We start from the raw sequence: 12,408 nt of genomic DNA on the forward strand, positions 1-12,408 counted from the left end.
TTACCCTAATATCTTCTAAGTTTTTTATCTAACTCGACTAGATCTCTATGAACGAATCTACCGCCACTTGCTATAAGCTCATCATCGTAGTAGACGTCCGGATTATAGACGCCAAGATCTGTATGTGCCTTAGCCAGCCCTATTTTCCCTTTGAATTTAAGGCTCTGCGATCCGAAGCCAAATTCTATTCCACCATATATCCTTTCATCCTCTAGCGGGAGGCCTCTTAGCCTTGCTCTTGGATGAAAGCCCCATGAAACGTGTGCGATATAATACATTTTATCATCTTTAAAGGAGGCTAGCCATTTCTCAAATATCTTGGCTTCGATACCCCCCTCAATCTTTACAATCCTTCCTTCCTTAACAACCAACTTGACAGGGTTCTTCAGAACTCCTAGATCACTTGGAGGCCATATAAATGTATCAGCCACTATTACGCCTTCAAAACTATCCTCCTTAGGCGCCCATGATATTTGACCTCCTAGAGGCTTGTAGATCCCCTTCTCACGTAATATTCCATCGTTGTGGAATACAGGTCTCGATGGATCGTTCTCAAAAGCTATATCTGTTCCAGACACACTTTTAATTCTAATAATCTTCGCTTGCCTAGTAAGCTCTGTTAACTTATCACCTAGTTCACACATTGTGCTATAATCAACCCTCCCTATAAGTCTGATCATCATATCAGGATCCATCCCCGTGAGCTCTAATATCCTAGCCCCCGCTCTCATTGCTTCATTATATGCTTTTGTATGCAGTATATACATGAGTGGCAAGCTTATTATCACATCGCTGGATCTCATCGCCTCTGCAACATGCCTAGGAGGCTCGATATCTACTTCATCTCTCGTCTCATATATCGTGATCGATGGTTCTGCACCAAGTGTATACGATGCAGATGCTAAGGCTTTAATCATCTCCCAATCAATAGCTGTATCTGCTAATATCAAAATGTTTTCTCCTTGCTTCACAAGAGCTAGATCCTTTACAGTTTTCATAGCCGCCTTGTAGAGCTCCATGAAGTAGCTCATATAGACCGCCGAGATTCAATAATAGACCAGGAATATATATTATATTGTGATTATAATTATAGCATAGTTAGTTATTCTCAGCTATTTAAGAGAAGAGGTTCCCATTATACATTGGCATATATTTATTACATCTAAGGACTATGTATTGCGTGGGGAACCATATGGTAAGAATAGGTCTTGTTACAATAGGTCAGTCACCTAGAAAAGATATAACGGATGATCTGATCAAGATCCTGCCTCCAGAAGTAGAACTAGTAGAGGCTGGAGCGCTAGATGATCTCACATTAGAAGAGATTAAGAGGAAACTGTCTCCTGACCCTGGAGATGTTGTATATGTAACGCGGTTGAGGGATGGAACAGAGGTTAAGGTTTCAAAAGAGAAGATCTTAGATCTGATGAGAGTTAAGATAGATCTTTTAGACTCAAAGGGAGTCGATATAATAGCTATACTCTGCTCTGGTGAGTTCCCAGAATTTAAAGCAAGTGTTCCAATACTATATCCAGATAAAATATTGAAAGGCATAGTATCAGGAGTTAAATATAGAGGCAAAACAGCGGTTCTAATACCGGCTAGAGAACAGATAAGCTATGCAAGGGATAAGTGGTCTCCATATCTAGAAAATCCAGATATAATAGCAATATCGCCATATACCTCTACACCAGAGGATTTTATTAGAATTGGAAGAACATTTAAAGAGCATATGGTTGGATTTGCCGTTATGGATTGTATGGGGTATTCACTAAATCATAAGAGGATCATAAAACAGATATCACCACTAACAAGGATTATAACCTCGAGAGGAGCCTTAGCCAGAGCTCTTTCAGAGATGGTTGATAGCCTGAATCTAAATAAGTAAATAAAAACAGTTGCAATTGAAAGTTAAAAGCTCATCTCCTTCTTAGTCTAAGTGCTATAAACAGCGCTACTATTATAACTATAATTGCTATAGCGATATAGATCATCGTGTTAGCTGTGGGGGCACCTATTAGAGGTGTTAGAGTTGGGGTAGGTGTTAATGCCGCTGTAAGAGTAGCTGTAGCTATGGGTCCAGGTGCTGGTGTAGTGGTAGCTATAGGTGTAGGTGTTTGTGTCGCTAGTGTCTTTAGAAATACCTTTTCAGGTCTCATGTAGTTTGTACCAAATCCGTTCTCCCATACACCTGGCTGTAGCTCGTCCGAAAATGCTGCATTTAGTAGTGCTACAAAGGTTCTCGAAACAAGCCACACAGCTGGCTGGTCATTAACTATTATATTTAGGGCTTGTCTGACAAGCTCTATCTGCTTAGCTCTATCCAGCTCTTTCTCAGCTGCGAAAAGTAATTGCTCGGCCTTTGGATTGCTATATCCCATCGCATTCGACCAGGATGCCCTTACTATACCTCTGCTCGTGTAATACTGGATAAAGTACGCAGGGCCTGGGCCGTGTACGAATGGGAATATACTCATATCGAAATCCCAGTTTCTGAAAACCGTTTGATGCCATGCAGCAGTATCTAATGTTATTATTTGCACATCTATTCCAACCTGCCTTAGAAAGTCTCTTATAAGTTCTGCCTCCTTTACATACCATGGGTAAGATGTTGAATCTATTGTTAGTCTCAGCTTAAATCTTATTCCGTCAGGACCTCTCTTATATCCTGCCTCATCTAGAAGCCTGTTAGCCTCTTCAGGATTATAGCTGGGCTGCTTAGCATCTGGATAGAACATTGCGGTAGCAGGTGCTCGTGAAACCATAGTGTCTAGAGGTTCTACCTTGCCAAAATATACGACCTCAGCAATCGCTGATCTATTTATAGCCATCGCAATAGCCTTCCTAACCCTTACATCCTTCAACGGTGCAGCCCCTTCTGGATGTAGGTTGAATCCCAGCACATCTAGCGAGCCTCCAGGGCTTGGGAAGAACCAAACCTTCTTTCCAGGTAACTTACCCTCTTTTATCATCCTTTCTAGTTGTACAGCATGTGCAAAGGTTATACCGTAGTTCCATACAAAGTCTATCTCTCCTCGTTGGAATGCTAGCATCATAGCCTCAGAGCTCGGTATTATTTTATAAATAATCCTGTCGAGATATGGAAGACCCTTCTTCCAATACTTATCATTCCTCTCAAGAACTATATATTGTCCCTTAACCCATTCTTTAAATTTAAAAGGTCCAGTTCCTACGGGCTTTGTATTATATGGATTAGTAGCTATATCTGTCCCCTCATAGAGGTGCTTAGGACTTATACATGTGCCCGACCCTCCGAAATATCCTGGATAGAGGATTAACCCCCATGTTGTGTTAAACCTAAATACAACTGTATAGTTGTCAGGTGTATCTATACCCTCGAGATATTTCCACATACCAGCTATAAAGCTATTAAAGACAGGCCCTATTTTCTCATATGAGAACTTAACGTCTTGGGATGTAAATGGCACGCCATCATGCCATGTAGCGTTTCTCACAAGGTAGAAGACCACGAGCATTTTGCTATCGTTGGTCTTTATAATCTGCCATGATTCCGCTAGATCTGGAACCCATTCAAGAGTTTGTGGATCGAAATCTACTAGCGAGTTACAGATAGGAGTTACAACCTGGTAGTAAGTCCATGTAGGGCTTCCTGTGAGGACTAGGTTGGGGGGTTCAGAAGGTATGCCTATAACAAGGGTGCCACCATATACAGGAGTTACACTTTGAGATTCAGCATTAATAGTATTTATAGCTATTCCCATCCCCATTATTAATGCTAATATACTTAATATCCCAAGGATCTTTATATATGGTCTAGATCCAACGATACCTCTTCACCATGTTAAGTATTAAATAGTCCCTTAATATACTTAGTTATAGATCTTCTGAGGGGTTAGTGGGAAAAGCCTATCGAACCCTTAAACGAGGATTTATATAATCTATTAATCCATCTCCGAGTAAGTTAAAGCCTATTATAAGCAAAGATAGTATAAGCCCTGGAAAGGCTGCTATCCACCAGGATGTTGTGAGGTATTGCTGGGCTATATTTAGAAGCTGTCCTAGGCTAGGGATATTGGGATCACTAATGCCTAAGAAGCCTAAACCTGCCTCTATAAGTATATTATTGCTCATTTGGAGAACAACATAGGGTATTATAGCTGGTAATGAATTAGGTAATATATGTACAAATATGATCCTACGATCACTGACCCCTAATGCTCTTGCAACCTCCACAAAAGCTTGTTCTTTCACTCTTAGAAACTCTGCTCGTGTCATTCTCGCAATCCCTGGCCAACTTGTAACCCCTATCGCAAGCATTATATTATATATATTCGGGCCAAGTATAGTTGCTATTAATAGAGCTAAGAGGAAGGACGGAATTATAAAGGCCATATCGGTTATCCTCATAAGCACGTCTCCCAGAACCCTTCCATAATAACCTGCCACAGCTCCTATCAATATTCCTATTAATGTTGCTATTGTTGTTGATAAAGCTCCCACAATAAGAGAGGTTCTTAATCCATAAATAGAATTAGTATAGATATCCCTACCGAGATCATCTGTGCCAAACGGGTTACTCGGGTTAGGAGGTAGAAATGGATTTGCTACAAGGGTCTTAAGCGGTGGATACCAGGTTATTAGGGGTGCTGCAGCAGCTATAATTATTAAAGACGATACAATTGTTGCTCCTGTTAAGATTCTTTTGTTTGATAAAATAGCCTGTGTCAATATTGAGAAAAAATATATCGTCTTTTTCATAAGCTTTTTCATGCTTCTCACTACACCCCCCTCCTAGTCCTTGGATCTAGGATCATATATAGAAGATCAACTATGAAATTAGCAATAATTATTATTAGGGATCCATAGATGAATATCCCAAGCATTACCGGATAATCCCTAAGCTTTAACGAGCTATAGAGAAGCGATCCCATACCTGGCCATGAGAATACGGTCTCCGTCACTATCGCTCCTACTAGTAAAACTCCTGTGTTAAACCCTATGAAAGTAGTTATAGGTATGAGGGCTCCTCTTAAGGCATATCTATATAGGATCTTTTTTTCAGACATTCCTATGGCTCTCACGGTTGTTATATAGTCTTGAGCTAGCTCATTGATTATGGCCCCTCTTGTTATCTTAGTAACATACGCTATGTTGAATATAGCAAGTGTTGTGGCTGGGAGGAAGAGATGATATAGTATATCGATATAATATAGTATACCCTCATAGCTCCCTCTGACAGATGTCATCCCTCCTGTAGGAAAGAGACCTAAATATACTGCAAAAGCTATGAGCATAATCTGGCCAAGCCAAAAATATGGTATAGATATTCCTACAATAGATGTTATTGATATGAAGGTATCGATAGCCCCTTTTCTAGAGGCTGCGAGCACCCCTAAGAATATTCCTAGAGCTGATGCTATGGCCATGGCGCTAAATACTAAAAGAAATGTAGCTGGAATCCTACTTATTATAAGAGATACTACAGGCTCTGATCTCAGATATGAATAACCCAAGTCTCCTCTAAGCACATTTCCTATGTATATGAGAAGCTGTTCATGTAAAGGTTTATCAAGGCCAAATTTCTCCCTTACAGATCTTATAAACTTTTCATCTGTAACCTCACCAGCAAGTACATATGTTGGATCTCCAGGTGCTAAATGTATTAATATGAATGTAACTACTATAACTCCAAAGAATAGAGCTATATAGAGAATCGCCCTCCTAAGAATAAATGATCTAATAGCTGACAATTATAAGCCCCTGCTATAGTAAATAATACGTCTTAATATATTCTTCTAAAACATAACAGCTATAAAAATTACCACGGATAGAAACCTGCATAATTCAAGACACTAGGATAAGAAATAGAGCTATTCCTCCTTAATAATAAAACACATTTTGAAGCACAAAGGAAATTCTAGTAACGAGTCACAGCTAAGCCTATAGAGACCCTCCTACTTTTAAAGATGCTAAGAAGATCTAGAGTTAGAATCAATTTCTATAAGCTAGTTGTCCTGCTCGATTTGATTTAAAAGGGTATTCACGTAATTCCACTTGGTGCTTCTATGGTTCTTCTGATTTCTGAGGGGGATGTTCTAAGGCTCTTGGATTTTAGCGATGCTATTGAGGCTATTGAAAATGCTACTCGTATGCAGTCTGAGGGTGTTGCCCATGTTAATCCAAGGTCTAGGGTTTATTCTAAGTCCTCTGTGCTTCATGTTATGTCATCTACTATCGAGCCTCTGGGTGTTAGTGGTGTTAAGGCCTATCTCTCTACCCCTGCCAGGACTGTTTTTGTGATCCTCCTATATAGTATCGAGGATTCTAGGTTGTTGGCTGTGATTGAGGGTGATATTCTGAGTAGGATTAGGACTGGGGCTGCGAGTGCCCTTGCAACTAGGTATCTAGCTAGAAGGGGTGCCTCTAGGCTTGGGATCATTGGTTCTGGGAGGCAGGCATATACACAGGCTCTAGCTATTGCCAAGGTTATGGATCCCGAGAGAATCCTTATATACTCCCTCAACAGGGATCACGCGGATTCCATGGCTAGAAAGCTCTCTGAGAAGGGTTTGAAGGCCCTTGTAGCCCAGAGCTATAGGGAGGTTATAAGCTCGAGCGATGTGATCTCAACAGCTACAAACTCTAGAGAGCCCTTTGTAAGGGCTGAGTGGGTTGAAAAGGGCTCCCATATAAACCTCGTGGGATCTAACCACCCCTCGAGATCGGAGGCCTATCCAGAGGTATTCCAAAAAGCAGATCTGGTTGTAACTGATAACAAGGAGCAGGCCCAGAGAGAGTCTGGGGATATAATAAATGCTGTGAGCACGGGCTATATATCGTGGGACAGGGTTTACGAGCTCTGGGAGGTTGTTACTGGCAGGGTTGGCAGGGGCTCTGAGGATGATATAACGATCTTCAAGTCCCACGGAATAGCACTATGGGATGTAGCTGTTGCAAAGCTAGTCTATGACAGGGCTAGGGAGAGGGGGTTGGGGAGGGAGGTTGAGTTCAAGGGCTACTGGGAGGATAGGTTCTTCTAACACAGTTATAAGCCCTCTAACACCTGAGGCAATGGGATAGAATCTATTTGAAGATGAAGATCCCAGCAGACTATAGATTCATGAGGACATCAGATAGAGAGCTAGCAGTATCCGAGATGTTCAAGAGCTACCAGGGGGAGGGGCCCACAGCTGGCTACCCAGCTATATTCCTAAGACTCCAGGGATGCAACCTACTATGTAGATGGTGTGATACAATAGATATATGGGTTAGGGGTGAGATATACAGCATAGATCATATACTAGATATGTGGGAGGCGAGAGGCTGGATCAAGGATCTATTGAATGGATATATGCTAGTAATAACAGGTGGAGAACCCCTCATGAGGCAGAGCTCAATAACAACCCTTCTAAAAACATTTATAGAGAGATATGGCTTCAAACCAAGGGTAGAGATCGAGACGAACGGCACTATAGAGCCTCGGAGAGAGCTGATAGAGCTTGTAGATCAGTTCAACGTATCACCAAAACTATCCAACTCAGGTATGCCCCTCAGCATAAGATATAGAGAAGCCCCTCTGAGAACCCTGGTAAATAGTGGGAAGGCGATATTCAAATTCGTAGTTATGGATGAGAGCGATATAGAGGAGGTTCTCTGGTACATAGATAGCGTGCCACTGCCAAGGGATAGGGTGTACTTAATGCCTGAGTCCAGATCCAGGGAGGAGTATCTCTCTAGGGTGGAGATGGTTGAGAAGCTATGCAGAGAATATGGTTTCAAGCTATCTCCAAGGCTACACCTGGTATATGGGTGGAAATAGTATATAGAGCTGAATAAGGGCTAGAATAGTTATAGAGGATCCAATGAGATCTGAGAGCCCCTAGAATAAAATATTTTAAGTCAATGTTTTGTGTAGAGGCTGAATGGGATGAGATACGATATAGTTATTAAAAATGGAATCATAGTCGATGGAACAGGATCCCCTCCCTTCAGAGCTGATATAGGTATTGTTGGTGATACTATAGCGGCTATAAAGGATCTCTCAGGCGTAGAAGCAGAGATCACTATAGATGCTAGGGGCCTCTATATATCACCTGGATTTATCGATATCCATAACCACAGCGATCTATCGATAATGGAGATCCCGACTGCGGATAACTATGTGTTGCAGGGAGTCACTACGATTGTAACGGGTAACTGTGGATCCTCGCCAGCCCCTCTAAGCGATCTAAATAGGGATGAGTATACGAAGAATGTTAACAGAATACATCCGAATATAGATATTAGATGGAGGAGCTTCGGAGAATACCTAGACGCTCTTGAAGATGTAGAGCCTGGCATCAACATCGCCCCTCTAGTTGGGCATGGAGCCATAAGATCAGCTGTTCTGGGCTATAGCGATATAAAGCCTAGCGAGAGAGAGCTTGAGGAGATGAAGAGATATGTTGAGGAGGCGATGAGATCCGGGGCCTTCGGGCTGAGCACCGGGCTTATATATGTGCCCAGCATGTTTGGAGATGCTAGGGAGATTATAGAGCTTGCAAAGGTTGCCGCGAGGTTCGGCGGGTTATATGCAACCCATATGAGGAACGAGGGTGTAGGTCTCATAGACTCTATCATTGAATCTATAGGTGTTGGTTTAGAGACAGGGATCTCGGTGGAGATCTCCCATCTAAAGGCTAGTGGGAGGCCTGCATGGGGTAAGATCACGGTAGCTCTAGATCTGATCTCGGAGTATGTATCAAGGGGATATGATATATCTGCTGATGCATATCCATATACAGCATCTTCAACCAGCATGACAGCACTACTCCCTAAACACATTAGAGAAGGGGCTGGGGAGGAGGTTCTAGAAAGGCTTAGAGATCCCAGGGTTATCAACTATATTAGGGAGAACCTAGGAGGAGAGATCATAGAGGGGAGATATCTATCCTGGTCAGATATCTCGATCTCGTTCTCCCCAAGGCATAGAGAGTATGAGGGCATGAGGATCGATAAGATCGCGGAGAAGCTAGGTCTAGACCCGGTTGAGGCGATCGTGAAAATACTCGTGGAGGATGAGCTCAGCACAAGAATAATTATATATGGTATGAGGGAGGAGGATGTGGAAAAGGTTATCTCACACCCACTTATAGCAATTGGAAGCGATGGATCCATAACGAGGCAAGGAGTAGGAAAGCCCCATCCAAGAAGCTATGGGACATTTCCGAGGATTATAGCTAGATATGTTAGGGAGAAGAAGCTGATATCGCTCCAAGAGGCTATAAGGAAGATGACATCGCTACCAGCAAGAAAACTAAGACTGCTCGATAGAGGGATCCTTAGGCCAGGGATGAAGGCAGATATAACTATATTTGACTATTATAAGGTAGAAGATACTGCTACATATGAGAACCCCCATTCATATCCCAAGGGGATTATATATGTCATTATAAATGGATGCATAGCAGTTGATAATGGAAGGCTAGTGGGTAGGAAGAGATGTGGGAGGGTATTGAGACTAGGAAAAGCCTAGATGAGAACATATTCCCCACGCTAAAGACATCTATGGCTAGAGATCTACAATTGCTTCTCAGATAATAACGCTAGATCAAGTGATGCTGTGAGTGGTTTAAGAATTTCAGAGCTACAGTAGCATTTATCATAAACTATCTTATTAATATGGTGGATAGGGGGCTTATGTTGTGTCTAGCGGGAAGAGGCTGAGGTTCTTCGCAACCACTATCCCGGGTATTGAGGATATTGCTGCTGAGGAGCTCTCATCACTCGATGCATCGATCCGTGGGTATGGCCGTAGTAAGGTTTTTTTCGAGGGTTATCTCGAGGATATCTATAGGCTTAACTTCTCTGCCAGAACGATCAACAAGATCTTTATAGAGCTTGCCCATGAGAGGTTCGAGAGGCTAGAAGATATATATAGAGTTGCAAGGGGTATCGAATATACAGGGATCCTAGATCCTGGCAGGAGTTTTGCTGTTAGATGTGAGAGGCTGGGCGAGCATAGCTTCACGAGCATAGATGTTGCTAGGGTTGTTGGTGCAGCTGTGATAGACTCCTACCTATCTAGTAAAGGCGTTAGACCTAGGGTAGATCTCGAGAACCCCGATGTCCTTATCGAGGTCTTTGTAAGAGATGATGAGGTTTTAATCGGTGTGAACACCACTGGAGAGACCCTCGCTAGGAGGAGATATAGGGTTTATAACCACCCCGCAGCTTTGAAGACCCTTCTAGCAGCGGCTATGATCAGGCTAAGCGGTTATAAGGGCGAGCCCCTCCTAGACCCTCTCTGCGGCGGCGCCACAATACCTATCGAGGCCGCCCACATGGCTAGAAAAATACCCACGGTGCTCTTTAGACAGGACTATCTATTTAGAAAGCTACCGCTATACGACCCCCTGCTCGAGAGGGAGATCGCGACAAAGCTGATCGGGGAGATTCGGATGGATAGCTATAAGATAACATGCCTAGATATAAGTCCTCAACACCTAGCAGGGGCTTATGAGAATGCTAGATCAGCTAAGGTTATAGATACAATAAAATTTGTCCTTGGAGATGCTACGAGGAGAGAGAGCTATAAAGATATAGATGCTGAGGTCATCGTAACAAACCCACCCTATGGAATGAGATCCCATAGGCTGGAGAAGATAGATAAATTCTACACAGATCTACTCGAAACGTTGAAGAACCTCTACAGAGGATCTAGATTAGTTCTGATAACAGCATCAACAAAGCAGTTCGAAGAGGCATCCCAAAGAGCTGATGTAGAGATAAAGGCTTCTAGGGATGTGATGCACGGAGGCCTATGGGCAAAGATATATAGTTTAAAGCTCTAGATACAATCAACACTGAAGATCTTCTAAAATCTCTATAGCTGTAAAACACCTTAGAACCGCCCCTACGACCCATTCTAAATAGTGTTGACTTTAAAAGGATCTGTAGCTGAAGACCTAGCCCTTTGGGCTGAAAAGAGATCAGCAATATAAATAGCGGCTGGGAAACCCTGGAAAATCCTAATCAAGCCAGCCTTCTATGGCCTTCTGACCAAGGCTTCTACAAGTCTGTTTATTATCAGGTCTCTCAGGCTATCCATGCTTGCCCTCAACTGCTTCATATCAGTCTCCAAGCCCTCAACCCTTTTCTCTAGGAGCTCGATCCTCATGGTTAGGTTCTTCTCAACCTCCCCAATCCTCTTCTCAAGCATATCCATCCTCTTCTCAATAGAATTCATTCTCTCTGATAGACTCTTCTCAAGAGACTCCATCCTAGTCTTCAGGCTCTCTTCAAGGCCTGCCATTCTCTTCTCAATAGCATCCATTCTAGCCTCTAAGGTCCTCCTAGTAGCCTCCATAAGTAGGAAGCCTACCTCCCAGTCACTTAGCTTCTCACCCCTAACAGCCTTATCAATGATCTTCTTAGCATACTCTGTAAGGATAGAAGCTATAACATCTAACCCGATAGATGTAACATGCTCAGCCATAGACCTCATAGAGATAGATGCTATAAGAGTTAATAAAAAACATAGCCTCTCTATGCCAAGAAGATCTCCGGACTTAGAGAGAACTTATAGGCATTTACCTAACTTTATACATAGTTGTTAGGCTTGGTCAAACGAATAGGGTTTATTAATGGTCTTTCTAGATGTTATTAGGGGTATTCTATATGCCGTTTACATCATATCACATCGCATCTGGTTTACTGGCTGGCTTGCCTATTAAGAGATGGATCCATCTACCTACCTTATTGATAGTAACGGCTATTATTGTTGATATAGAGCCTATCATGGTTATGCTCGGCGTTATTGAGGGTAGGGTTCACGGCTATTCCCATACTCTCTTACTAGGGGTGTTTATGGGATCTATAGCTGGATCTGCTATGTATTTTCTTGAGAGGCGCGTTGGTTTTCTAAGAGCTCTATATAGATCCCTGTATCTATCCCATGGATCTGAGGGGCTTTTCAGCTATATCTTCGCAGGGATCTTGGGATGGCTATTACATATTATCCTCGATTCTCTCATCTATAGCGATATTAGGCCTTTAGAGCCTTTCATATCGGGTTATAACCCTCTTAATATATCGCATATCATACCCCTTCCCATGGTATATCTCTCATATGATGTGATCCTATTTGCTGGCCTCTCACTCTATACAGTCTATTTCCTCCGATCCTCTCTCACTGAAGACGGCTTTGCCCTCGCATTATTTAGAATAGGTATTTTGGCTATACTGGTATCGCTGATCATAGCTCCTGTTGAGATCAATAGAGAAGATGATCTCCATAGTGTGCTTATAGCTGCGGCACCTGCGACAATAGTGCTGGGTGTTCTAGGCATCGCTATATCAGCATCATCGCTATATATCCTAAACCTTCTCTCTATCAGGAGATTAATAGCTATTCTATCTATACTCTCCATAATAGCCCTTTTCTCC

11 protein-coding genes are annotated in these 12,408 nt (G+C 42.5%); 6 read left to right on the plus strand and 5 right to left on the minus strand.

Annotated elements, in window-relative coordinates:
• Positions 1–5 precede the first annotated feature (5 nt).
• Positions 6–1,031: a hypothetical protein gene (locus tag QXE01_01650; GenBank protein MEM4969937.1), complete on the minus strand. Its 1,026-nt coding sequence runs from the start codon at positions 1,029–1,031 to the stop codon at positions 6–8.
• Positions 1,032–1,192: 161 nt separating this feature from the next.
• Between QXE01_01650 and QXE01_01655 the strand changes: the two genes are divergently transcribed.
• Positions 1,193–1,888 (plus strand): AroM family protein, encoded by a 696-nt coding sequence (locus tag QXE01_01655; protein ID MEM4969938.1) that lies wholly within the window; start codon positions 1,193–1,195, stop codon positions 1,886–1,888.
• A gap of 31 nt (positions 1,889–1,919) precedes the next feature.
• On the opposite strand, the gene QXE01_01660 is transcribed toward QXE01_01655, so the two are convergent.
• From QXE01_01660 to QXE01_01670, 3 genes are all read right to left on the minus strand, one after another.
• Positions 1,920–3,743: an ABC transporter substrate-binding protein gene (locus QXE01_01660; protein ID MEM4969939.1), complete on the minus strand. Its 1,824-nt coding sequence runs from the start codon at positions 3,741–3,743 to the stop codon at positions 1,920–1,922.
• 145 nt (positions 3,744–3,888) lie between these two features.
• Positions 3,889–4,752 (minus strand): ABC transporter permease, encoded by an 864-nt coding sequence (locus QXE01_01665; protein MEM4969940.1) that lies wholly within the window; start codon positions 4,750–4,752, stop codon positions 3,889–3,891.
• Between the two features lie 8 nt (positions 4,753–4,760).
• Positions 4,761–5,732, minus strand: a complete 972-nt coding sequence (locus tag QXE01_01670; GenBank protein ID MEM4969941.1) for an ABC transporter permease — start codon at positions 5,730–5,732, stop codon at positions 4,761–4,763.
• Between the two features lie 315 nt (positions 5,733–6,047).
• Here QXE01_01670 and QXE01_01675 point away from each other — a divergent pair, with 315 nt between their 5' ends.
• The 4 genes from QXE01_01675 to trm14 all read left to right on the plus strand — a co-directional run bounded on the left by QXE01_01675 (position 6,048) and on the right by trm14 (position 10,814).
• Entirely contained in the window at positions 6,048–7,022 is a 975-nt protein-coding gene (locus tag QXE01_01675; GenBank protein MEM4969942.1) for an ornithine cyclodeaminase family protein, read from the plus strand.
• A 53-nt stretch (positions 7,023–7,075) separates the two neighbouring features.
• Positions 7,076–7,801, plus strand: a complete 726-nt coding sequence (locus QXE01_01680; GenBank protein ID MEM4969943.1) for a 7-carboxy-7-deazaguanine synthase QueE — start codon at positions 7,076–7,078, stop codon at positions 7,799–7,801.
• Between the two features lie 108 nt (positions 7,802–7,909).
• Positions 7,910–9,496, plus strand: a complete 1,587-nt coding sequence (locus QXE01_01685; GenBank protein ID MEM4969944.1) for a D-aminoacylase — start codon at positions 7,910–7,912, stop codon at positions 9,494–9,496.
• Positions 9,497–9,665: 169 nt separating this feature from the next.
• The gene (gene trm14, locus QXE01_01690) at positions 9,666–10,814 is read left to right on the plus strand and encodes a tRNA (guanine(6)-N2)-methyltransferase (protein MEM4969945.1); all 1,149 of its coding nucleotides are present in this window, start codon (positions 9,666–9,668) and stop codon (positions 10,812–10,814) included.
• A 194-nt stretch (positions 10,815–11,008) separates the two neighbouring features.
• Here the strand turns inward: trm14 and QXE01_01695 are convergent, their stop codons facing one another.
• Positions 11,009–11,458, minus strand: a complete 450-nt coding sequence (locus QXE01_01695) for a hypothetical protein (GenBank protein ID MEM4969946.1) — start codon at positions 11,456–11,458, stop codon at positions 11,009–11,011.
• Positions 11,459–11,640: 182 nt separating this feature from the next.
• Here QXE01_01695 and QXE01_01700 point away from each other — a divergent pair.
• On the plus strand, positions 11,641–12,408 hold a 768-nt coding region (locus tag QXE01_01700; GenBank protein ID MEM4969947.1), incomplete at its 3' end, for a hypothetical protein.

The sequence above is a fragment of the Sulfolobales archaeon genome (genome assembly GCA_038897115.1).
GTDB lineage: Archaea > Thermoproteota > Thermoprotei_A > Sulfolobales > AG1 > AG1.

Coding starts and splice junctions, on each gene's coding strand:
- QXE01_01680 (MEM4969943.1), top strand. CDS start 7,076: ATGAAGATCCCAGCAGACTATAGATTCATGAGGACATCAGATAGAGAG.
- QXE01_01675 (MEM4969942.1), top strand. CDS start 6,048: ATGGTTCTTCTGATTTCTGAGGGGGATGTTCTAAGGCTCTTGGATTTT.
- QXE01_01660 (MEM4969939.1), bottom strand. CDS start 3,743: ATGGGAATAGCTATAAATACTATTAATGCTGAATCTCAAAGTGTAACT.
- QXE01_01650 (MEM4969937.1), bottom strand. CDS start 1,031: ATGAGCTACTTCATGGAGCTCTACAAGGCGGCTATGAAAACTGTAAAG.
- QXE01_01665 (MEM4969940.1), bottom strand. CDS start 4,752: ATGAAAAAGCTTATGAAAAAGACGATATATTTTTTCTCAATATTGACA.
- QXE01_01695 (MEM4969946.1), bottom strand. CDS start 11,458: ATGGCTGAGCATGTTACATCTATCGGGTTAGATGTTATAGCTTCTATC.
- QXE01_01655 (MEM4969938.1), top strand. CDS start 1,193: ATGGTAAGAATAGGTCTTGTTACAATAGGTCAGTCACCTAGAAAAGAT.
- QXE01_01685 (MEM4969944.1), top strand. CDS start 7,910: ATGAGATACGATATAGTTATTAAAAATGGAATCATAGTCGATGGAACA.